22 protein-coding genes are annotated in these 19,340 nt (G+C 68.9%); 9 read left to right on the top strand and 13 right to left on the bottom strand.

Features of this window, described 5'->3' with window-relative positions:
- Nucleotides 1-39: 39 nt before the first annotated feature.
- The gene (locus tag ABDC25_RS18240) at nt 40-633 is read left to right on the top strand and encodes a hypothetical protein (protein ID WP_347124032.1); all 594 of its coding nucleotides are present in this window, start codon (nt 40-42) and stop codon (nt 631-633) included.
- A gap of 57 nt (nt 634-690) precedes the next feature.
- On the opposite strand, the gene ABDC25_RS18235 is transcribed toward ABDC25_RS18240, so the two are convergent.
- Genes ABDC25_RS18235 through ABDC25_RS18225 form a run of 3 tightly spaced genes read right to left on the bottom strand, consistent with a single transcriptional unit; the run spans nt 691 to nt 3,611 of the window.
- Entirely contained in the window at nt 691-918 is a 228-nt protein-coding gene (locus ABDC25_RS18235; protein WP_021199452.1) for an RNA-binding S4 domain-containing protein, read from the bottom strand.
- Nucleotides 915-1,850: a dihydrodipicolinate synthase family protein gene (locus ABDC25_RS18230; RefSeq protein WP_021199453.1), complete on the bottom strand. Its 936-nt coding sequence runs from the start codon at nt 1,848-1,850 to the stop codon at nt 915-917. Before ABDC25_RS18230 ends, ABDC25_RS18235 begins: the two co-directional genes overlap by 4 nt.
- Nucleotides 1,851-1,874: 24 nt before the next feature.
- Entirely contained in the window at nt 1,875-3,611 is a 1,737-nt protein-coding gene (locus ABDC25_RS18225) for an IlvD/Edd family dehydratase (RefSeq protein ID WP_347124030.1), read from the bottom strand.
- 202 nt (nt 3,612-3,813) lie between these two features.
- Here ABDC25_RS18225 and ABDC25_RS18220 point away from each other — a divergent pair, with 202 nt between their 5' ends.
- The 3 genes from ABDC25_RS18220 to ABDC25_RS18210 all read left to right on the top strand — a co-directional run bounded on the left by ABDC25_RS18220 (nt 3,814) and on the right by ABDC25_RS18210 (nt 7,475).
- Nucleotides 3,814-4,851 carry a substrate-binding domain-containing protein gene (locus ABDC25_RS18220; RefSeq protein WP_315068650.1) on the top strand — a complete coding sequence of 346 codons (1,038 nt, stop codon included), beginning with the start codon at nt 3,814-3,816 and terminating at the stop codon, nt 4,849-4,851.
- Nucleotides 4,852-4,926: 75 nt separating this feature from the next.
- Nucleotides 4,927-6,426: a sugar ABC transporter ATP-binding protein gene (locus ABDC25_RS18215; protein ID WP_347124027.1), complete on the top strand. Its 1,500-nt coding sequence runs from the start codon at nt 4,927-4,929 to the stop codon at nt 6,424-6,426.
- A gap of 29 nt (nt 6,427-6,455) precedes the next feature.
- Nucleotides 6,456-7,475, top strand: coding sequence for an ABC transporter permease (locus tag ABDC25_RS18210; protein WP_046398922.1), 1,020 nt, complete (start codon nt 6,456-6,458; stop codon nt 7,473-7,475).
- 50 nt (nt 7,476-7,525) lie between these two features.
- Here ABDC25_RS18210 and ABDC25_RS18205 read toward each other — a convergent pair whose 3' ends face one another.
- From ABDC25_RS18205 to ABDC25_RS18195, 3 genes are read right to left on the bottom strand one after another with little or no spacing between them, the layout of a single operon-like run.
- Nucleotides 7,526-8,308 carry a hypothetical protein gene (locus ABDC25_RS18205; RefSeq protein WP_347124025.1) on the bottom strand — a complete coding sequence of 261 codons (783 nt, stop codon included), beginning with the start codon at nt 8,306-8,308 and terminating at the stop codon, nt 7,526-7,528.
- Nucleotides 8,305-8,988 carry an FCD domain-containing protein gene (locus tag ABDC25_RS18200; RefSeq protein WP_347124023.1) on the bottom strand — a complete coding sequence of 228 codons (684 nt, stop codon included), beginning with the start codon at nt 8,986-8,988 and terminating at the stop codon, nt 8,305-8,307. Before ABDC25_RS18200 ends, ABDC25_RS18205 begins: the two co-directional genes overlap by 4 nt.
- Nucleotides 8,988-9,797: an SDR family oxidoreductase gene (locus ABDC25_RS18195; protein WP_315068643.1), complete on the bottom strand. Its 810-nt coding sequence runs from the start codon at nt 9,795-9,797 to the stop codon at nt 8,988-8,990. Before ABDC25_RS18195 ends, ABDC25_RS18200 begins: the two co-directional genes overlap by 1 nt.
- A 113-nt stretch (nt 9,798-9,910) precedes the next feature.
- Here ABDC25_RS18195 and dgoD point away from each other — a divergent pair, with 113 nt between their 5' ends.
- Entirely contained in the window at nt 9,911-11,053 is a 1,143-nt protein-coding gene (dgoD, locus tag ABDC25_RS18190) for a galactonate dehydratase (RefSeq protein WP_297557403.1), read from the top strand.
- Nucleotides 11,047-11,688: a bifunctional 4-hydroxy-2-oxoglutarate aldolase/2-dehydro-3-deoxy-phosphogluconate aldolase gene (locus ABDC25_RS18185; protein ID WP_347124020.1), complete on the top strand. Its 642-nt coding sequence runs from the start codon at nt 11,047-11,049 to the stop codon at nt 11,686-11,688. Before dgoD ends, ABDC25_RS18185 begins: the two co-directional genes overlap by 7 nt.
- A 58-nt stretch (nt 11,689-11,746) precedes the next feature.
- On the opposite strand, the gene ABDC25_RS18180 is transcribed toward ABDC25_RS18185, so the two are convergent.
- The 5 genes from ABDC25_RS18180 to ABDC25_RS18160 form a co-directional block, all read right to left on the bottom strand.
- Nucleotides 11,747-12,583, bottom strand: a complete 837-nt coding sequence (locus ABDC25_RS18180) for a hypothetical protein (protein WP_347124018.1) — start codon at nt 12,581-12,583, stop codon at nt 11,747-11,749.
- Between the two features lie 79 nt (nt 12,584-12,662).
- The gene (locus ABDC25_RS18175; protein WP_347124016.1) at nt 12,663-13,955 is read right to left on the bottom strand and encodes a HAMP domain-containing sensor histidine kinase; all 1,293 of its coding nucleotides are present in this window, start codon (nt 13,953-13,955) and stop codon (nt 12,663-12,665) included.
- A gap of 16 nt (nt 13,956-13,971) precedes the next feature.
- Nucleotides 13,972-14,649 carry a response regulator transcription factor gene (locus tag ABDC25_RS18170; protein ID WP_167255085.1) on the bottom strand — a complete coding sequence of 226 codons (678 nt, stop codon included), beginning with the start codon at nt 14,647-14,649 and terminating at the stop codon, nt 13,972-13,974.
- Between the two features lie 72 nt (nt 14,650-14,721).
- A complete protein-coding gene (locus tag ABDC25_RS18165; RefSeq protein WP_167255087.1) occupies nt 14,722-15,255 on the bottom strand; it encodes a putative immunity protein in 534 nt (177 codons plus the stop codon).
- Between the two features lie 2 nt (nt 15,256-15,257).
- Nucleotides 15,258-15,698 carry a DUF6194 family protein gene (locus tag ABDC25_RS18160; RefSeq protein ID WP_347124013.1) on the bottom strand — a complete coding sequence of 147 codons (441 nt, stop codon included), beginning with the start codon at nt 15,696-15,698 and terminating at the stop codon, nt 15,258-15,260.
- Nucleotides 15,699-15,759: 61 nt separating this feature from the next.
- Between ABDC25_RS18160 and ABDC25_RS18155 the strand changes: the two genes are divergently transcribed.
- Entirely contained in the window at nt 15,760-16,506 is a 747-nt protein-coding gene (locus ABDC25_RS18155; RefSeq protein ID WP_347124011.1) for a MerR family transcriptional regulator, read from the top strand.
- Here the strand turns inward: ABDC25_RS18155 and ABDC25_RS18150 are convergent.
- Nucleotides 16,490-17,239 (bottom strand): DeoR/GlpR family DNA-binding transcription regulator, encoded by a 750-nt coding sequence (locus ABDC25_RS18150; protein WP_029260715.1) that lies wholly within the window; start codon nt 17,237-17,239, stop codon nt 16,490-16,492. The two genes, ABDC25_RS18155 and ABDC25_RS18150, sit on opposite strands and share 17 nt — an antisense overlap.
- 54 nt (nt 17,240-17,293) lie before the next feature.
- On the opposite strand from ABDC25_RS18150, the gene ABDC25_RS18145 reads away from it, so the two are divergent.
- Both ABDC25_RS18145 and ABDC25_RS18140 read left to right on the top strand, forming a co-directional pair.
- Nucleotides 17,294-17,662 carry a DUF4406 domain-containing protein gene (locus ABDC25_RS18145; protein ID WP_347124009.1) on the top strand — a complete coding sequence of 123 codons (369 nt, stop codon included), beginning with the start codon at nt 17,294-17,296 and terminating at the stop codon, nt 17,660-17,662.
- Between the two features lie 17 nt (nt 17,663-17,679).
- Nucleotides 17,680-17,856 (top strand): hypothetical protein, encoded by a 177-nt coding sequence (locus tag ABDC25_RS18140; protein WP_021199471.1) that lies wholly within the window; start codon nt 17,680-17,682, stop codon nt 17,854-17,856.
- Nucleotides 17,857-17,929: 73 nt separating this feature from the next.
- Here the strand turns inward: ABDC25_RS18140 and ABDC25_RS18135 are convergent, their stop codons facing one another.
- Complete coding sequence (locus ABDC25_RS18135; protein WP_297557414.1) at nt 17,930-19,312, bottom strand: LLM class flavin-dependent oxidoreductase; 1,383 nt, start codon at nt 19,310-19,312, stop codon at nt 17,930-17,932.
- Between the last annotated feature and the right edge of the window lie 28 nt (nt 19,313-19,340).

Below are 19,340 nucleotides of genomic sequence, written 5' to 3'. Positions count from 1 at the left end.
CCGGCCGGATCCTGGCCGGACATCAACCGGAGGAACACCATGAAACTGAAGAACCGAATCGCCGCTACCGGCATCACCATCGCCGTGGCCGCGGGTGTCGCGCTCATCGGCGCACCGGCCGCCAACGCTGCCGAAGCCCAGGTCGACAACTACGGAGCCGTGAACTACCCCTTCGCGCCGAGCGATGACACGAGCGTCGGCCAGGCGGGAATCGGCTGGGTGCGACTTGCCGACGGCACGCTGGGCCAGGAGTCCGAGCAGACCTTCGGATCGGCCGCGAAGGTCACTCTCGACGACAACGTCGATGTGGTCCAGGCCGGAGAGAAGGTGCGCATCACGGTCACCGCGACCAACCGCTCCAGCTTCACTCGCCTGATCTCCACGGCGATCCCGACGGCCTACGGTCTGACCGTGACCGGTGCCGAATCGTCCCTCGGCGAGCCAATCGTCAGCAGCAGCCATGTCTTCGCCTCCTTTGGCGAGCTGGAGCCGGGCGAGACCGGCACGGCGGTCATCACGGCCGAGGTCGGTGACGTCGCCCCCGGAACCACTCTGCAGACCCGCGCCTACATCTATCAGGACCTCTCGGGTCCGATGTCGCAGATCAGCGACACGAACACCGTCATCGGCTGAATCGGCCGTTGACACGTGCGGTGGGTTCTTCGGAATCCACCGCACGTCGATGTTCGGTCAGGGGCGGACGCGGACCGTGCGTCCCTCGAAGGTCACCAGGTCGCCGTCGCGCAGCTGGCGCCCGCGTCGGCGATCGACCTCGCCGTTCACGGTGACGTATCCGTCGATGATCACCTCTTTGGCGTCGCCGCCCGAATCGAGGAGGCCGGCGAATTTGAGGAACTGCCCGAGGCGGATCACCTCACCGCCGATGGAGATGTCGTCGATCGGTGCGGAGTTCGTCATCCTTGAATGCTAATCGCACGAGGCGCGGGCCGGAGGAACTCGTCGAAGTCGACCAGGAAGCGGGTGATCATCTCCTGCTCCTCGCTGTCGAGCTCGCGCGAGGGCGCGCGGCAGGTCGCCGATCGAAGGAGGCCGCGCTGTGCGGAGATCTCCTTCTCCGCCGCGATGATGAGTTCGACCGACTGCATCCAATACGAGATGTAAGGGAGGAGCCGCGCGTGCAGTGCCGCCGCCCGCTGGCGATCACCGTTCTCCCATGCGTCGCAGATGGCGAGGTAGATCTCGGGGAACGACGAACCGGGTTGCACACCGACCGCCCCGCGGCGCAGCGCATCGATGAGCTGGACGCCGGCGTAGCCGACGAGGCAGGAGAGACCGGGGGCCGCCTCGCGCAGCGCCGAGATGAGCTGGCCGGGTGGAACGGATTCCACCTTCACCTGCACGAGGTTCGGGTGGGCTGCTGCCAGCTCGGCGATGACGGCCGCATCGAGCGCCGTGCCTGTCTGAGCCGGAGCGTATTGGAGGATCGCCGGCGTCGATCCGGTCGTGTCGAGGATCGCACCGATATGCGCGCGAACGGCCGTGCGACTGGGGCTCTGGGTGTGGGGCGGAAGGATGTTGATCATGTCGGCGCCCTGCTCGACGGCGCGGCGAGCACGCTCCACTGCGACCACAGTGGCGTGGTCGGGCACCGAGACCACCACGACGATGCCGTGCCGGTGCGCCTCGTCGAGGAGTGCCCCGGTGAGTTCATCGCGCTCGAGGTCGGTTAGCTTGTAGAACTCGCTCGCGAAACCGGGGTACATCACGCTTCGCACTCCCGCATCCGCAAGCGAGCGCACGAGGTGGCGGAGCGACTCGACGTCGATCCGCCCATCGTTGGTGAATGGCGTTTCGACGACGGGGCAGACGCCCTCGATGCGTGTGTTCATCACGGCGGGACTCCTTCGGGTGGGTCAGAACGGGCTGCGCGAGGGCTCGTCGCCGCTGGAGCCGACGAGGAAGTCGAGGTCGACGCCCTGATCGGCCTGGAGCACGTGGTCGGTGTAGAGCCGGGTCCAGCCGCGCGTGCTCGCGACCACGGGTGCAGGGAGCTCGGCGCGTCGGCGTTCGAGCTCTTCGTCATCGACGAGCATGTCGAGCGATCTCCCTGCAACATCCAGCCGCACGAGGTCTCCCGTGTGGATCAGTGCGAGCGGACCGCCGGCTGCCGACTCCGGCGCGACGTGCAGCACGCACGCGCCGTATGCCGTGCCGCTCATGCGCGCATCCGAGATCCGCACGAGATCGCGCACTCCCTGGTCGAGCAGTTTCTTCGGGAGGGGAAGGTTGCCGACCTCGGGCATGCCGGGGTAGCCGCGGGGGCCGCAGCCGCGCACGACGAGCACGGTGTCGGCGGTGACGTCGAGGTCGGGGTCTCCGGCCACGGCGAGGTATGACTCGAGGTCGTCGAAGACGAGTGCCGGACCCGTGTGGTCGAGAAGGTGCGGCTCGGCCGCGCTCACCTTGAGCACGGCGCCGTCGGGCGCGAGGTTGCCGCGCAGCACGGCGGTGCCCGATCCCGCGGGCTGCACAGGGTTCGACAGTGGACGGATGACCTCGGGGTCGTCGTTGCGGGCCGAGGCGACGTTCTCGCCCAGGGTCCGACCCGTCACCGAAGGCGCGCCGGTGTGGAGCAGGTCGCCGAGCTCCTTCATCAAGGCGGGGACCCCGCCGGCGTACGCGAACTCCTCCATCAGGAATCGCCCGCTCGGCATGAGGTCGACCAGCAGCGGGATGGCGCGGCTGAACTCGTCGATGTCGTCGAGCGAGAGCGGCACCCCGAGCCGCCCGGCGATGGCCAGCAGGTGCAGCACGGCGTTCGTCGATCCGCCGCACGCGGCGTTGACGACGAGGGCGTTCTCGATCGCCTCCCGGGTCATGATCATCGAGGGACGCAGGCATTCGAGGGCGAGTTCGACGGCGCGGGCTCCGGTGTCCTCGGCGAGGACGAGCCGCCGCGAGTCGACGGCGGGAAGGGCGGCGCCACCGGGCAGCTGCATCCCCAGCGCCTCGGTGATGCTCGCCATCGTCGAGGCCGTGCCCATGGTCATGCAGTGGCCGGCGGAGCGGTTCAGGCAGCTCTCGAACTCGGTGAACTCCTCCTGGGTCACGTCGCCTGCTCGCAGCGCCTCGGTCATCCGCCAGATGTCGGTGCCGCTGCCTACCGGGCGCCCGCGGAACCGGCCGTTCAGCATCGGGCCGCCGGTGAGCACGATCGAGGGGATGTCGACGCTCGCGAGGGCCATCAGGGCTGCCGGGGTCGTCTTGTCGCAGCCGGTGAGGACCACGACGGCGTCGAGGGGGTTCGCGCGGCAGAGCTCTTCGAGCTCCATCGCCATCATGTTGCGGTAGATCATCGACGACGGGCGCATGAACGGTTCGCCGAGCGAGAGCACGGGAAACTCGAGTGCCGTGCCGCCTGCCTGCTGGATGCCGCGGCGGGCCGCGTCGGCGAGCCCCTTCAGGTGGATGTTGCAGGGCGTGAGCTCCGACCAGGTGTTCGCGATACCGATGACAGGGCGCCCGTCGAATTGCCGGCCGGACAGGCCGGACTGTCGGAGATGATGGCGAGCGATGAAGCCGTTCTTGCCCCTCTCGCCCAGCCAGGATCGAGACCGCAGCGGGCTGCGTCCGATGTTCTCGGCGTTCATGCTGTCACTCGTCTCGGCCGCACAGTCGTTCTCCATTGATCGATGTCGGGGTGCTGGCGTGTGCCTGGCGCCATCGGGAATCTCGAAAACGCAACATTCGTTGCGTTGTCGTTGATTAGGCATATTATATGTTTACCCGCCCGAGAGCGGATCACATCCCCCGGCACAGCCGCCGGAGTATCGAAGAAGATAAGGATCGCTGATGAAGCAGCATGCAGCTCGCCCCACTTGGTTCCGGCTCGCCGCCGTCGGGGTCACGGCATTCACCATCGCGGCGCTCGCCGCCTGTTCCTCCGGCCAGGAGACGGCCGGACCCGCAGATTCGGGCGGAACCAAGGACGGCACGCTCACGATCGCCCTGTTGCAGAAGCAGGGCGACCAGCAGTACTTCATCGACGAGGCCACCGGCGCGAAGGACGCGGCGAAAGATGCCGGCGATGTCACGGTCAACGTCGTCGATCTGGGCACCGATGCCAACAAGGCGATCTCCGAGGTGGAGGCCGCCATCGCGCAGCAGGTCGACGGCATCATCATCGTCGTTCCCGACGGGAAGATCGGCCCGCAGGTGATCCAGCTCGCGAACGAGGCCGGCATCCCGATCATGGCGGCCGACGACCCGATCGAGGACGCTGCCGGTGTCGCCGCCGCGTTCACCGGGTTCGACGGCGCATCGATGGGCGAGAAGGTCGGCGCTGAAGCCGCACGCCTGTACCAGGAGGCCGGATGGACGGCAGCCGACACCCGCATCCTCTCGGCCTACCGCCAGGACCAGCCGAACTGCGTCGAGCGGATCGAGGGTGCCGCTTCCGCCTTCGCCGACGCCGTCCCCGACGGTCCTGAGGTCATCGACATCGGCACCGACAACTCGGCCACCGACGCCCAGGACAAGGCCGGAGCCGTGATCACGGCGAACGCCGGCGTCAAGCACTGGGTCGTCTGGGGCTGCAACGACGAGAACGAGACCGGCGTCGTGACGGCGCTGCAGAACTCGGGCGTCGCATCCACCGACATCGCCGGCGTCGGACTCGGCGCCTACCTGACCTGCAAGGACTGGAATGCCGGACAGGAGACCGGCAACAAGTCGGCACTGTTCATCTCCGGCGTCGAGGTCGGCAAGGCGGCCGTCGGCTCGATGATCGCGCTGCTGCGCGACGGAACCGAGCTTCCTCCCAAGACGGTCGCGAACACGGAGATCGTCGACGCGAGCAACTGGGAGGCGAAGGGCGTGGTCTGCACCTGATCGTCTGAACACATGGGGGCGATCCGACGGATCGCCCCCGCGTCATGACCGTGACGACAGAAAGGTGATGAGGAAGTGTCGGAAGAGTCGATCGTTTTGCAGGCCGTTGGTGTCGCGAAGAACTTCGGCGTCGTGCGGGCCCTCCGCGGCGTCGAGCTGGAACTGCGCGCTGGTGAGGTCACCGCGCTGATGGGCGAGAACGGGGCGGGCAAGTCGACGCTCCTGAAGATCCTCAACGGGGACTACCGCCCCGACGAGGGCGAGCTGCGCATCGACGGAGAAGCCGTGCACTTCTCGGATCCGGCCGATGCGCGTGCTGCCGGTCTGCGCGTCATCGCGCAGGAACCGGAGATCATCCCGTGGGTCTCGGTCGCCGAGAACATCTACGTCGGCGCTCTCGGCGGTCTCGCGTATCGTCGTGGCGACGTGCTGAAGCGGGCGCGCGAAGAGCTGACCCGCTGGGGTTTCCATCGTGTGATTAAGGCGGAGACGCTCGGATCGGAGCTCTCGCCGGCACAGCGGCAGATCGTGGAGATCATGCGCGCGGTGATCACGCGCCCGAAGATCATGTGCTTCGACGAGCCCACATCGTCCCTCGGTGACGAGGAGGTGTCGCTGCTGTTCGCGCTGATCAAGAAGCTGCAGAGCGAGGGCGTCGCGATCGCCTACGTCTCGCATCGGATGGGCGAGATCTTCCAGCTCGCCGACCGGATCACCGTCCTGCGTGACGGCGCGTTCGTCGGCACGAAGCTGGTCGGCGAGACCGACCACGACGAACTCGTGCGGATGATGGTGGGGCGTGACCTCACCCAGTTCTTCCACCGCGAGCCCGCAGCCCTCGGCGATGTCGTCCTCGAACTCGCCGGCGTCTCCAATCAGCACGTCAGCGACATCTCCCTCACCGTCCGTGCGGGCGAGGTGGTGGGCATAGCGGGGCTGGTCGGTGCGGGACGCAGCGAGTTGATGAAGACGATCGCGGGCGACTTCGTCGTGCACTCGGGCGAGATCCGCGTGCAGGGCAAGCGCCGTCGCATCCGCCAGCCCGCCGACAGCATCAGGGCCGGCATCGGATTCGCACCCGAGGAGCGCAAGGCCGAGGCCCTGCTGCTCGAACGTTCGGTGCGGGACAATGCGGCGCTCGTCGTGCTCCGTCAACTCTCGCGCTGGATCTTCGTGAAGGATCGCGCCGAGCGCGCGCTCGCGCAGGAGTACGTGGATGCGCTCCGCATCCGCACGCCCTCCACCGATCAGCTCGTCGGGAAGCTCTCCGGCGGCAATCAGCAGAAGGTGGTGCTGGCGCGCTGGCTGGCGACCAAGCCCAAGCTGCTCCTCCTCGACGAGCCCACCCGTGGCATCGACGTCGGAGCGAAGTCCGAGATCTACGCGATCATCGACCGCCTCGCCCACGAAGGCGTCGCAGTGATCGTCGTCTCCAGCGAGCTCCCCGAGATCCTGGGCGTCTCCGACCGCATCTACGTCATGGCGGGTGGGCGCATCAGCGGCGAGCTGTCGCGCGCCGAGGCCACTGAAGAGAACATCCTGGCGCTCGCGATGGACGAAGAGGCCGCCGCATGAGCATCGATTCCCGAAAGGAAACATCGACCGTGACCACCACCGCCGCGAACACCACATCAGTGGAGACGCAGCCCCTCTCACCGGTCCGGCGCGTCATCGCCGCGATCGGTGTGCAGAACCTCTCCCTCATCCTCGCGATCGCCGTCGTCGTCGCGATCATCGGCATCCAGAACCCGTTGTTCTTCGGGGTGCAGAACCTCAAGGTCATCGGAACGGCGATCTCGATCATGGGTCTGCTCGCCGTGGTGCAGACCATCGTGATCATCCTCGGCGCGCTCGACATCTCGGTCGGGTCGATCGCCGGTCTCACCTCCGTCACCTCGGCGATGATCTTCACCGTCGCAGGACCCGCGATCGGGGTGGTCGGCGCCGTCGCCATCGGCGTGCTGTGCGGTCTGATCAACGGCTGCATCATCGTGTTCGGCCGGGTGAACCCGGTGATCGCGACACTGGCGACGCTCGCGGCCTTCAAGGGGATCTCGCAGCTGCTCTCCGACGGACGTGCGCAGGGCTACACGGGCGCCGACCCGTTCTTCATCTTCCTGGCGCGAGGGGCGATCATCGGCATCCCGACCCTCATCTGGGTGCTCGTGATCGTCGCGGTGCTCGCGCACATCGTGCTGCGGTATACCTCGATCGGCCGGAACATCTACGCTGTCGGCGGCAACAACATCGCCTCCCGCCTGGCCGGCATCAACATCAACCGCTACATCATCGGCGTCTACATGGTCACCGGGGCGATCGCCGCGGTAGCCGGCATCCTCATCACCGCGCGCACGGGCTCGGGGCAGCCGATCTCCGGTTCCGAGGGGCTCGAGCTGCAGGCCATCACGGCCGCGGCGCTCGGTGGCGCGGCGCTGAAGGGCGGCAAGGGAACCATCGCCGGGACGATTCTCGCGGTCGTGCTCCTCGGCGTGCTGACCAACGGCATGACCCTGCTCGGGGTGAACACGTTCTGGCAGAACGTCGCCCAGGGCGCACTGCTCGTGATCGCGGTCGTGATCCAGCAGCTCCGCTCCGGCGAGCGGCGCATCGGCATCCCCGGATGATGCGCGTGGTGCGGGGCGGCGAGTCTGCTCCGCACCACGGCTTCGGGAGATCAGCCGATCTCCTCCAGATGCAACCACCAGGAGAGCGGCCGACCGGGGCCGACAGTCGGCGCCGCGCCTGCCTCGACGGCATCTGCGAGAGAGTCGTACGGCGTCAGCGCCGGCTCGATCGCGATCACCGGCGCGGAGGCGAAGGTGCCGGGGTCGATCCAGAGGGCGACGCAGGGGAGGGACTCTGCATCCCAGCTGACGCGCAGACCGGTTCGGTCGGGTCGACGCAGCACGATGCGATCGATCGGGGTGGTCGACCACCACTTCGCTCCGCCGAGCGAGTTGAGGAGCGCTGCCGGGTCGTTGTCCGCCTCGATGACCCGTGTCATGTCCGTCGGATAGACGCGCCGCCATGGAGCCGCCGCACCGAGTTCGATGATCGTGCCCGGGGTCCAGATGAACTGCGGATGCGCGGCCCACTGCACCGGGCGCACCTCGTCGGACGTGAGGGAGTAGTCGAGGCGCGCACCTGTGGAGTCGTGGTGGATGCGTCGGCGAAGCGTCATGCCGTCGACCTCGACCGCGTGCGATCCGCCGTCGCCCGCCCAGCGCCGGTTCCAGGCTTCGCCGTGATCGCCCCACTCCTCGAAGCCGTTGCCTCGCGGGACGCGGCAGGCGTCGATGGTCGGCAGCATCTCGTCCCAGCCGCCCAGCGAGGTGGCGGTGAAGTCCGTGGGCGTGCGCTCACCGACCGGCTGGTGCAGCCACTCCTCGGCGCCGCGCAGGCTGTTCGCTCTCGCACCGTCCGCCAGGTCGATGGCGCCGAACGAGAGTGCGGTCACAGAGAGTCTTCGTAGGAGCGGACGATGAGGTCGCCGGCGGTGCGGGCGGCCTGGTCGGCATCGCCCGCGGCGACGGCTGCGGCGAGCTCGCAGTGCAGATCGACGGCGACGGCCGAGATGCCGTGACTCGCGACCACCTGGATGCGGTCGTCGAGTGCCGCGCCGACCAGCGAGAGCAACTCGGCGATCAGGGGGTTGCCCGCCGCTTCGAACAGCGTCGCGTGGAAGTCGACATCTGCGGCCGTGAAGGCGTCGACATCTTCCGGCTCGAGCGCATCGCGCATCCGTTGAGAGGCGGCGACGAGACGTTCGGCGGTCGCGTCATCGCGGCGAAGGGCCGCAAGTCGAGAGGCCGTCGGTTCCACGGCCGAGCGCAGCTCCAGCAGATCCTGCCTGGCATCCTTGGCGTCCGGTCCGGAGAGTCGCCAGCGGAGCACGTCGACGTCGAGGGCGTGCCAGGCGTCATCGGCGAGCACGCGCGTGCCGACGTTCTGTCGAGCGACGATGAGCCCCTTCGCCTCGAGCACGCGCATGGTCTCCCTGACCACTGTGCGCGACACCCCGTACTGCTCGCCGAGCTCATCGAGCGGCAGTTGCGAGCCGGGGGCGATCTCATGGTGCACGATGCGGCGGCCGAGGTCGTCGACGAGCACGCCGTGCAGCCCACGCCGGGCGGCCATCACGCGAACCTCGCGCTGTAGGCGCCGTCGACGGCCCAGTCGGCGCCGTTGACGTAGGACGCGGCTCTCGAGAGCAGGAAGCACACGACGGCCGCGATCTCCGACGGCTGCGCCGGACGCCCGGTCGGCTGGACCGCGAGCGTGGCGGCGAGCTCTTCCGGACGCTCGGCGAAGTGGGTCTCGGAGAGAGGGGTCCAGACGAGTCCGGGGGAGACGGCGTTCACGCGGACGCCCCGACCGGCGACGTCGAGGGCGAGCGAGCGGGTGAACCCCAGCTGCCCCGCCTTGGCTGCGGCGTAGGGGAACATCCCCGCCATGGTCATCTTGGAGTGGATGCTGGAGATCGAGACGATGGATCCGTGCTCGGCGGTGAGCATGACCGGAAGGACAGCCCGCGCACACAGCCAGGACGCCTTCAGGTCGAGGTCGAAGAAGTCGTCCCATTCGGCGACGCTCATGGTCGTGGGATCGCTGTAGGCGTTGCGGCCGGCGTTGTTCACGAGACCGCTCGGTGCGCCGAGGGCCGTCGTCGCCTCCTCCACCCAGTGGGCGACTGCGGCTTCGTCGGTCACGTCGGCGACGGTGCCGTGCACGTCGAGGCCGTCTGCGGCGAGGGCGGCGACCGCGGCTTCGACGCGTGCGGGGTCGAGGTCGCAGAACGACACGGTCGCTCCCTGCTCGCGTGCGGTGCGGACGACGGCGTTGCCGATGCCCTGGGCGCCCCCGGTGACGAGGATCACTTCTCCTCGGAGAAGATCGGCACCGTTCATGCCGCCGCCCCCTTCTCGGGAAGGTGCCACTGTCGTCATGCTCAACCCTCTGCTTCCTCGCATCGCCGACACCCGTCGGTGCGCATACTGTGATAATAGTATTATCTCGCGTCGATTGCCCGGCGCCGGAGACATCTCAGCGAGGGAGCCGGATGCGCATCAGTCGGATCGAAACGTTCAGCGTGGCCCCGCGCTGGCAGTTCCTTCGCATGGAGACCGACGACGGAGTGGTCGGTTGGGGCGAGCCTATCGTGGAGGGAAGCGCAGACGTCGTGGCTGCGGCGGTCGATTCCCTGTCCGAGATCCTGATCGGTTCCGACCCGACCCGCATCGAAGATCTGTGGCAGACGATGACCCGCGGCGGCTTCTACCGCGGCGGTCCTGAGCGCTCCTCCGCGATCTCCGGCATCGACCAGGCGCTGTGGGACATCCGCGGCAAAGCGCTGGGCGTGCCGGTGTACGACCTGCTGGGCGGACCGGTCCGCGACCGGATCAGAGCCTACGTGTGGGTCGGCGGAGACGATCCGGCCGAGGTCGCCGCGCAGGCGGCCGCCCGCGCCGCCGAGGGCTACACCGCTGTCAAGATGAACGCCTCCGGTCGGATGCGCCACCTCGAGTCGCGAGCCGCCGTGCAGGGCGTGGTCGACCGCGTCGAGTCAGCCACGGCGGCGATGGATGGTGGCGATGTCGCGATCGACGCACACGGTCGGTGGTCGGTCAGCGTCGCAAAGACCATGTGCCGGGCGCTCGAGGCCCACGTCGCACCGCTGTTCCTCGAAGAGCCGCTCGTCCCCGAACTCACCCACCGCCTCGACGGGCTGTGCGGCGGCACGTCGGTGGCGATCGCGACCGGAGAGCGCCTGTACTCACGGTGGGACTTCCGGTCGGCGCTCGAAGCCGGTATCGCGCTCGCCCAGCCCGATGTCTCACACGCCGGTGGCATCTCCGAGACCCGACGCATCGCCGCGCTCGCAGAGCTGCACGGGGTGGGGCTCGCACCGCACTCTCCGCTCGGACCGATCGCCCTGGCCGCCTGCCTCCAGGTCGACATCGCCAGCCCGAACGCGGTGCTGCAGGAATCCAGTCTCGGCGTCCACTACAACGAGGGTGCCGACCTGCTCGACTACCTCATCGACCCCGAACCGCTCACGGTGAAGGAAGGCTGGTTCGAGCGTCCGATGCGTCCGGGCCTGGGCATCGAGGTCGACGAGGCCGCCGTACGCAGGGCTGCCGGTGTGGGACTCTGGCGCTCGCCGTTGTGGCGTCACGATGACGGGAGCTTCGCCGAATGGTGACCAGACTCGAACCCGGCGACGGCGTCCGCAGCACCCGGATCGTGGCGATCGTGCGAGACCGCACCGGGGTGCACCTCCGCGCAGCGTGCGACACGCTCCTCGAAGCCGGGGTGTCCGTGCTCGAGGTGACGACCAACACTCCCGGTGCCGCAGGGGTCGTGGCGGATCTCATCGCTGCGGGCGCGACCGAGGTGGGCATGGGAACGGTGCGCACCGTCGAGCACGTGCGCCAGGCCGCCGACGCCGGAGCATCCTTCATCGTCACCCCAACGGTCTCGCTGCCGGTCGGGCTCGCCGCGCAGGAAGCGGGTATGCGTTGGTACCCCGGCGCTGCCACCCCGACCGAGATCGAGACGGCGTGGACCGCCGGTGCCACGGCCGTGAAGGTCTTCCCGGCCGGCGTCCTCGGGGGTGTGCGCTTCATCCGCGAGGTGCGCGCGCCGCTCGACGACATCCCGCTGATCCCCACCGGGGGTGTCCGCATCGACGACATCGCCGACTATCTGGCCACAGGTGCGCTCGCCGTCGGGATGGGGTCGCCCCTGCTTGGTGATGCCGTCGCGAGCGGCGACCTGAAAGGTCTCCGGGTACGAGCCGAGGCCGCGCTCGCCGCGGTGCGCGAGGCCACGCCCTGAACGACGACAGCACCCCCGGCGAAACGAGGGTGCTGCTAATCGGCCCGGCCGGCTCGGCTCAGTCGGTGTCGGTTCCGACGACCGCGAAGTCGACGCCGAAGTCGATGTCGATCGAACGGTTGTCCGACGTGAGGACGGAGGCGTCGTAGGGGCTCACGTCGTCGCCGTCGACATCGAGGTCGGTGATCATGCCTTCGGCCTCGGCGAGTGCCGCCGAGACGAGGGCGCGGATCGTCTCGTCGTCGAGCGTGAGCGCGGGGCCGGTGTCATCGCCGTCGGCCACATCGGTCGAGATGACGGATGCGGCGAGGTCCTTGTCGACACGGACCTCGGTCTCATCGCCCGCGGTCGTCGTGAGCTGCACCTCCCACGTACCGTCGCGCTTCGCATCGATCGAGGTGACCTCGCCGTCGGCGGCTCCGCGTGCGGCATCCGCGATCGTGATGAGTTCGTCGGCGGATGCCGTGCCGATGCCTGTCACCGGGCCGCGGCCGTTCGAGGGGGCGGCGCCGCGGTCGTCGCCGCGGTTGCCGTCGCGCTGGGCGTGGTCATCCGCGTCGTCGTGGCGGGGACCGTCGGCCATGGAGGAGCGGTCGTCGTCGCCGAACTCGTCGCCGATCGCGGCACCGACCGCGATGCCGCCGCCCGCCAGGACCACGGCTGCCGCGATGCCCCCGCCGATGAGCAGTGCGCGCTTGCGCCCGGGCTTCGGTGCGGATGTCGTGGGGACGGCGACCGGCTCCGCCGCGGGGAAGGTCGGGTGCTGCCCGGAACCTGCTGCCGTGGCAGCCGCATCCGGAGTCGGGGTCACCGGTACGGTCTGCGCATCCGGGGTGCCCTGTGCGGTCTGGTCGGAAGCTGGCGTCTGGTCGGGAGTAGGTGTTTTGTCGTCCATGTCTCGATGGTGCCGCGCAGGCGCTGAAGCCATCCTGAAGCGTCCTGAAGACCTCTTCAGGAACCGGACTTCCGGCCGGTCAGGTGCTGAGGGGGAGGGTGAGGACGAAGCGTGCGCCGCCCCAACGGGAGTCGTCGACCGTGAGGGTTCCCCGACTGCGGGTGGCGATGCCGCGGGCGATCGCGAGCCCCAGTCCGCTGCCTCCGGCGTCGCGGCTGCGGGCTTCGTCGAGGCGCACGAAGCGCTCGAAGATGCGCTCGCGTTCCTCGGCCGGCACCCCGGTGCCGTCGTCCTCGACCGTGACGAACACGTGGCCGTCGGACGGGATCACCCCGATCGCGATGCGTCCTCGGCTGTGGCGCACGGCATTGTCTGCAAGGTTGCGCACCAGTTGGCCGAGCAGGCGCGGGTCTGCGTGCACCCTTGCGGCTTGGACGCCGGAACCGTCGACGTCGAGCCCGGCCGCACGCAGCCGGCGCACCTCGCTGAGCGCGATGTCGTCGAGGTCGACCGCTTCGTCCAGCGTGCTCGCGCCTTCGTCGAGACGGGCGAGCAGCAGCAGCGATTCGACGATCCCCTGCAGACGCAGCCCTTCCTCCGACACGACCTCGGCGAGTTCGCCGATGCTCGTCACGTCGGGGTGGGCCTGGGCGAGCTCGGCGTGTTGACGGATGGTCGCGAGCGGGGATCGCAGTTCGTGCGAGGCATCCGAGACGAAGCGCCGTTGCGCGGTGGCCGCGGCGTCGAGTCGGTCGAGCATGCCGTTCATGGTGGTCGCGAGTGCGGCGATCTCATCCGCGGTCTCCGGCACCGGCACCCGCTGGTGCAGGCGCTCGGCGGTGATGCCGTCGACCTCTTCGCGGATGCGCTCGACAGGGCGGAGCGCGCGACCGACCACGAGCCAGGTGGTCACGGCCACGAGCAGCAGCAGCAGGGGGACCGCGATTGCGAGCAGCGTCGCGACCGTCGCCAGGGTCTCGGAATCGTCATCCATCGAGACGGCGAGCACGAGCGTCTGATCGCCGTCGATGTCTTCCGAGACCACCACGACGGTGTCGCCGTCGACGGTGGTCGTCTGCGGGTCGTCATCGGCGGGGAGCGGCGTCGAACCCAGCTTGTCGCGAGCCTCCTCGCTCGCCGCGCGTACCGACCCGTCCGGACCGAGGATCTGCAGGATCTCGTCGTCGAGCGCGTCCACGCCCTTGCCGCCCGGCCCACCGGCACGTTCGGCGAGCTCGCTGAGCCGCTGCTCCGCGGCGCGTTCGGTGCTGCCGTGGATGCTCGCGCTCAGCACGCCGTAGAACGAGAAGGCGCCGATGAGCAGGGCGACGGCGACGACGACGGTGGCGCCGAGCGTCGTCCTGCCGCGCACTGAGCGCCAGCCGCGGCTAGCCACCGTCAGCCGCCAGCCGATAGCCCGCCCCGCGGATGGTCTCGATGGCCTCGCGCCCGAACGGTTTGTCGAGCTTGCGGCGCAGGTGTCCGACGTAGACCTCGACGATATTGGGGTCGCCGTCGAAGTCGTCGTCCCAGACGCCGTCGATGAGAGCCCGCTTCGACAGCACCTGGCCGCGATGACGCATGAGGTACTCGAGCACCGAGAACTCCCGTGCGGTCAGGGTCACGGGCGTCTCCCCGCGCCAGACGCGGTGCGCGGCGGGGTCGAGTCGGAGATCGCCGGCTTCCAGAACGGCCGGACGGGCGACGGCACCGCGGCGCACGAGGGCCCGCAGGCGTGCGACGAGGATCGCGAACGAGAACGGCTTGGTGACGTAGTCGTCGGCGCCGGTCTCGAGCGCCTCCACCTGATCCCACTCGCCGTCCTTCGCCGTGAGCATCAGCACGGGCGTCCAGTTCTCCTCGGCCCGAAGCGCCTCGCACACCTTCCAGCCGCTCATGCCGGGCATCATGAGGTCGAGCACGATCGCGTCGTACCGCGTCTCGCGTGCGCGCCAGAGTCCGTCGACGCCGTTGTGTGCCACGTCGACGGCGAAGCCCTCGGCCTCGAGGCCGCGGCGTACGCCCTCGGCGAGACGCACCTCGTCGTCCACCACCAGGATCCGCATCCCTCCAGTGTGGTGGCTCCACGCTGAATCCGGGCTGAAGCGGTCGCCTCGCCATACTCCGACTCGAAGAAGTCAGTCGGCGAGAGCAGCCTGGATCTCACGGATCACTTCGCCGAGGGTGCCGGAGTCGAGCAGCCCGGGGCCGAGCGGGCCGGCGGAGTCGGTGCCGAGGGGCGGCAGGCGTCGGAGTGCGGTGGCGGCGTCGACGGAGAGCATGCGGAGCTGCCATCGCACCTCTTCGACACGTGCTCCGCGAGCATTCGGGTGGGCCAGCTCGACGGCCTTCGCGGCGTAGGCGGCTGCTCCGAGCGCGTGCGCGCCCATGTGTGCGACTCCTGCGGCCTGGGCTGCCGAGCGGGCCGCGGCGACTCCGGCGGGCGATGTGGCGCTGTGGGCAGCCCGGCCGGCGACGAAACGTCGACGGATCTCGCCCGCAGCCGTGAGCTCGCCCCGCGCGAACGCCCGTGCCCTGGCGATGGCGTCCCGGGCCCGAGCGTCGTCGGGCGCCTCGGCCTCGAACAAGGGCAGCACCCGCTCTGCGCAGTCAGCGGCCCACACCGCGACGGTGCGGCGGTCTGCGTCGGTCATGCCCTGTGGGGTCGTCATGCTCACCTCGCTCGGCGTTCGATGCGTGATCGTGCGGCCTCGTGCGCCTCCCGAAGAAGGGTGAGCACCGCATCCGCCGTCCGTTCCGCAGGGTTGATCACGCACACCCAACCGGACGTGCCGTAGAGCGGATGCCGGTGGAACACGTCGGCCTCGGTCGGATCGGCGTCAGCATCCACGATCGACTCGGTCTGTGCGCGCCCGACGTGGATGTTCACCCGGAAGCGTCCTGGAGCGTCCAAGGCGGACGAGGTGTCTTCCGGGTAGTCCTTCGTGATGATCGTCCCGTATGGCTGGGTGCGCTCCGGCATCCGCCCATCGGGTGCGTAATAGAGGTAGGCGTCTCCCCATGACAGCTCCGGAAAGTCGCTGCCTGCTTCGGGCTCGACGATCAGGACACCGTCGAGCCCGCGGACCGTCTCGATGATCTTCTGCATTTCCATCCTTCAATGGTGAGGTGGAAGTGCTTATGTTGACTTCTGTCCGTAAACGAAGGGGGAGAAGGTGCAAAACCCTCAAGAGGCGACATTCACGACGGTGCAGCTCGGACGGCTGGTCGACTACTCGACCCAGCAGGTGCGCGATCTCGAGCGCCTCGGCGTCATCCCCGCGGCAGAGCGCGGTGCGAACGGGTATCGCCGGTATCGGATGCCGCATGTCACGGCCGTGCAGGCGTACCGCGCGATGGCAGCCGCGCTCGGCCCGGTGCCCGCCCGCCGGCTCATGCCGGACCTGATCGAGGGGACGCTCGAGCGAGCCGCCGAGCGGATCGACGATCTGCACGCGAACCTCTCCCGTGAGCGTTCTCGGGTGCGGGAGGCGCTGAGCGGACTCGATGTCGCCGTGGCCGAGGCCGACGACGTGTTCGCCGAGGAGGACGCGATGACGATCGGCGAACTCGCCCAGGCGCTGGGCATCCGTCCGTCGGCCTTGCGTCACTGGGAGCGCGAGGAGCTCGTGCATCCGCTGCGGGGTGCGGCGTCGACCCGTTCCTACGGTTCCGCCGCGATCACCGAGGCGCGGGTGGCAGCGGCTCTCCGCTCCGGCGGCTACGGCATTCCGGCGATCGCCCGCATCCTCGACGAGGTGCGCACGCACGGTCGCACCTCCGAAGTTCAGCGGATCCTCACGGAGAGGCTGGCCGACCTCACGCGCCGTAGCGTCGCCCTGCTCGGTACCGCGGGGCACCTGCACGACCTGCTCTCCGAACGTCTCCCCGGGGCGGGATCGTCGGTCACTCCCGAGCGCTGATCAGTGCGGCGAGCCGCTCGACGATCGGATTCGCGTCGAGCGGATCGGTGATGATCGCGGTGATCGCCTCGAACGGGAGGACAGGAAAGCGAGCGGCGGCACCGACCTTCTCCTCGCTGGCCAGCACCACGGTCTCCGTGCACCGCGAAGCGAGTGCCCGCTTCGTCACCGCGTCGTCGAGCTCACCCGTCGTGAGACCGTGCACGGGATCGACGCCGGTCACGCCGAGGAAGAACACATCGGCGGCGAGGTGCTGGATGGCCTCCATCGCGAGTCCTCCGCCGGTGACCAGGGAGTGCCGGGTGAGCTCCCCGCCGATCATGACCACACGGGCGTCGGAGTGTTCGGCCACGGAGAGCGCGACGACGGGACTCGGGGTGATGACCGTGATGCCGGCGCCGGAGGGGAGCAGCCGAGCCATCGCGAGGGTCGTGGTCCCGGCGTCCAGCACGATCGTCGCTCCGGGACGGATGCGCGCGACGGCCGCACGTGCCACCCGCTCCTTGCTCTCGGTCGCGAGGCCGTGCCGGTCGCGCACCGGTCGTTCGGGCTCGGGGATCGGCAGGGCGCCGCCGTACACCCGCTGGAGCTTCCCCTCCTCGGCGAGTTCGCGGAGATCTCGGCGGATGGCGTCTTCCGACACTCCGAGCTCGTCGGCCACCGCTTTCGCGACGACGCGTCCGTCGCGGGCGAGAAGGTCGAGCAGGTGGTCCTTGCGTTGCGCAGCGAGCATTTGTTTCCTCACGAAGTTGCACGATTGTGCATGATTCAGACTACAGTCATCTCCATGACGAAGCCACTCCTGATCCTCATCGCCGGCCCCTATCGCTCCGGGACGAACGGCGACCCCGACCTCATCGCCCGGAACCTCGCGCGCCTGGAGGAGGTCTCGGGCCCGATCTTCCGCCTCGGCCACGTGCCGATGATCGGGGAGTGGGTCGCGCTGCCGATCCTGCGCACGCTCGAGCCGGCCGATGCCGATGCCGATGCCGATGCCGGTGACGTCATGTACGAGACCGCGCACCGCCTGCTGCAGCACTGCGACGCCGTGCTGCGCCTGCCGGGGGAGTCGTCCGGTGCCGACAAGGACGTCGAGATCGCGCAGCAGCGCGGGCTGCCTGTCTACCGCTCCCTCGAGGAGATCCCCCGGCGGTGATTCCGTAGGCTGGAGGTATGACCAAGAACCTCTGGACCATCCTCGGCGTCATCCTCGCCGTCGTGATCGCGTGGTGGATCGTGAGCGCCCTGTTCTCGGTCCTCGCGTTCATCTTCAAGCTCGCGATCGTCGCGGTCGTGGCCGTGGTGGTCTTCCTCGTCCTGCGTGGGATCTTCGCCCGCAGCGACGACTGACCCACGGCCGTCGAATCGCGCACCTGGTCGCCGATTCGCCGCGGAAGCGACCACGTGCGCGATTCGAGAGCGGCTACGCCTTGGCGAACGTGCCGACCCGGTATTTCGCGGCGCGGTGCGTGTCCTGCACGCGGTCGCCACGGCCGTGGAGCTTGTTGCGGAGCGTCCCGGGTGCGTATTCCTCGGGGTAGGCGCCGCGCTCGCGCAGCACCGGGATCACGTGCTCGATGATGTCCTGCCAGGTGCCGGGGGTGACCGCGTAGGCGAGATTGAAGCCGTCGATGTCGGTCTCGTCGACCCAGGACTGCAGCTCGTCGGCGATCTCAGTGCCGGATCCGACGATCGTGGGCCCGAGGCCGCCGATCGCGTTGTGGCGTCCGAAGTCGCCGACCGTCCACTCGCGACCGAGGTCGGCCTCTTCCTTGAGGTGCTGCAGCACGGACTGGATCGCGTTGGACTCGACGTTGCCGACCGGCTCGTCCTCGGCGTACTGCGACAGGTCGACGCCCATCCATCCCGACATGAATGTGAGCGCGCCCTCGGGGCTCGCGTAGGAGAGGTACTCGGCGTGCTTCGCCGTCGCCTCCTCGCTCGTCGCGGCGGTGATCACGGTGAGAAGCGTGTAGATGCGGGCGTCGTACCGGTCGCGGCCCGCCGCTTCGAGGGCATCGCGGATGCGCTTCACGGTGCCGGCGAGCACCTCCTTCGAGGGCGCGGCGACGAAGATGGCCTCGGCGTTCTCGGCCGCGAACTTCACGCCCCGCGGGCTCGCGCCGGCCTGGTAGATCACCGGCGTGCGCTGCGGCGACGGCTCGGAGATGTGGATGCCGGGAACGCTGAAGTGCTTGCCCTCATGCCCGATCGGGTGCACCTTGCCCGGGTCGGTGAAGATGCCGCGCTCCCGGTCTTCGACAACGGCGTCGTCTTCCCACGAGCCCTCCCAGAGCTTATAGAGCACCTCGACGTACTCGTCCGCGTGGTCGTAGCGGTCGTCGTGGGCGAGCTGGTCCTCCTGACCCATGTTGCGCGCGGCGCTGGGCAGATAGCCGGTCACGACGTTCCAGCCGACGCGGCCCTGCGTGAGGTGGTCGAGCGTGCTCAGCCGGCGCGCGAACGGATAGGGGTGCTCGAACGCGGTGCCGGCCGTGATGCCGAAGCCCAGGTTCTCGGTGACGGCCGCCATCGCGCTCACCAGCAGGATCGGGTCGTTCACCGGCACCTGCGCGCCGTTGCGGATCGCGGCCTCGTTCGTGCCGCCGTAGACGTCGTAGGTGCCGAGCACGTCGGCGATGAAGATGCCGTCGAAGGTCGCGCTCTCCAGCAGCTGCGCCAGATCGGTCCAGTACGAGATGGTGTTGTACTGCCGCGACCGGTCGTCGGGGTGCCGCCACAGGCCGGACGACTGGTGGGCGACGCAGTTCATGTCGAAGGCGTTGAAGCGGATCTGACGGGTCATGGGCTCCATGAAAGGCGATGGGAGGAGG

The organism is Microbacterium sp. SY138 (assembly GCF_039729145.1).
Lineage (GTDB): Bacteria > Actinomycetota > Actinomycetes > Actinomycetales > Microbacteriaceae > Microbacterium > Microbacterium maritypicum_A.
Note: the sequence above shows the minus strand (reverse complement) of the source record. Positions and strands in the feature narration are given on the sequence as shown.

What these genes read in the sequence shown, in the direction of transcription:
- ABDC25_RS18200 (WP_347124023.1), bottom strand. Translation starts at nt 8,988, where the DNA reads ATGGCCGCCCGGCGTGGGCTGCACGGCGTGCTCGTCGACGACCTCGGC.
- ABDC25_RS18180 (WP_347124018.1), bottom strand. Translation starts at nt 12,583, where the DNA reads ATGGACGACAAAACACCTACTCCCGACCAGACGCCAGCTTCCGACCAG.
- ABDC25_RS18220 (WP_315068650.1), top strand. Translation starts at nt 3,814, where the DNA reads ATGAAGCAGCATGCAGCTCGCCCCACTTGGTTCCGGCTCGCCGCCGTC.
- ABDC25_RS18140 (WP_021199471.1), top strand. Translation starts at nt 17,680, where the DNA reads ATGACCAAGAACCTCTGGACCATCCTCGGCGTCATCCTCGCCGTCGTG.
- ABDC25_RS18150 (WP_029260715.1), bottom strand. Translation starts at nt 17,239, where the DNA reads ATGCTCGCTGCGCAACGCAAGGACCACCTGCTCGACCTTCTCGCCCGC.
- ABDC25_RS18240 (WP_347124032.1), top strand. Translation starts at nt 40, where the DNA reads ATGAAACTGAAGAACCGAATCGCCGCTACCGGCATCACCATCGCCGTG.
- ABDC25_RS18160 (WP_347124013.1), bottom strand. Translation starts at nt 15,698, where the DNA reads ATGGAAATGCAGAAGATCATCGAGACGGTCCGCGGGCTCGACGGTGTC.
- ABDC25_RS18145 (WP_347124009.1), top strand. Translation starts at nt 17,294, where the DNA reads ATGACGAAGCCACTCCTGATCCTCATCGCCGGCCCCTATCGCTCCGGG.
- ABDC25_RS18170 (WP_167255085.1), bottom strand. Translation starts at nt 14,649, where the DNA reads ATGCGGATCCTGGTGGTGGACGACGAGGTGCGTCTCGCCGAGGGCGTA.
- ABDC25_RS18135 (WP_297557414.1), bottom strand. Translation starts at nt 19,312, where the DNA reads ATGACCCGTCAGATCCGCTTCAACGCCTTCGACATGAACTGCGTCGCC.
- ABDC25_RS18185 (WP_347124020.1), top strand. Translation starts at nt 11,047, where the DNA reads ATGGTGACCAGACTCGAACCCGGCGACGGCGTCCGCAGCACCCGGATC.
- dgoD (WP_297557403.1), top strand. Translation starts at nt 9,911, where the DNA reads ATGCGCATCAGTCGGATCGAAACGTTCAGCGTGGCCCCGCGCTGGCAG.
- ABDC25_RS18230 (WP_021199453.1), bottom strand. Translation starts at nt 1,850, where the DNA reads ATGAACACACGCATCGAGGGCGTCTGCCCCGTCGTCGAAACGCCATTC.
- ABDC25_RS18235 (WP_021199452.1), bottom strand. Translation starts at nt 918, where the DNA reads ATGACGAACTCCGCACCGATCGACGACATCTCCATCGGCGGTGAGGTG.
- ABDC25_RS18165 (WP_167255087.1), bottom strand. Translation starts at nt 15,255, where the DNA reads ATGACGACCCCACAGGGCATGACCGACGCAGACCGCCGCACCGTCGCG.
- ABDC25_RS18225 (WP_347124030.1), bottom strand. Translation starts at nt 3,611, where the DNA reads ATGAACGCCGAGAACATCGGACGCAGCCCGCTGCGGTCTCGATCCTGG.
- ABDC25_RS18195 (WP_315068643.1), bottom strand. Translation starts at nt 9,797, where the DNA reads ATGACGACAGTGGCACCTTCCCGAGAAGGGGGCGGCGGCATGAACGGT.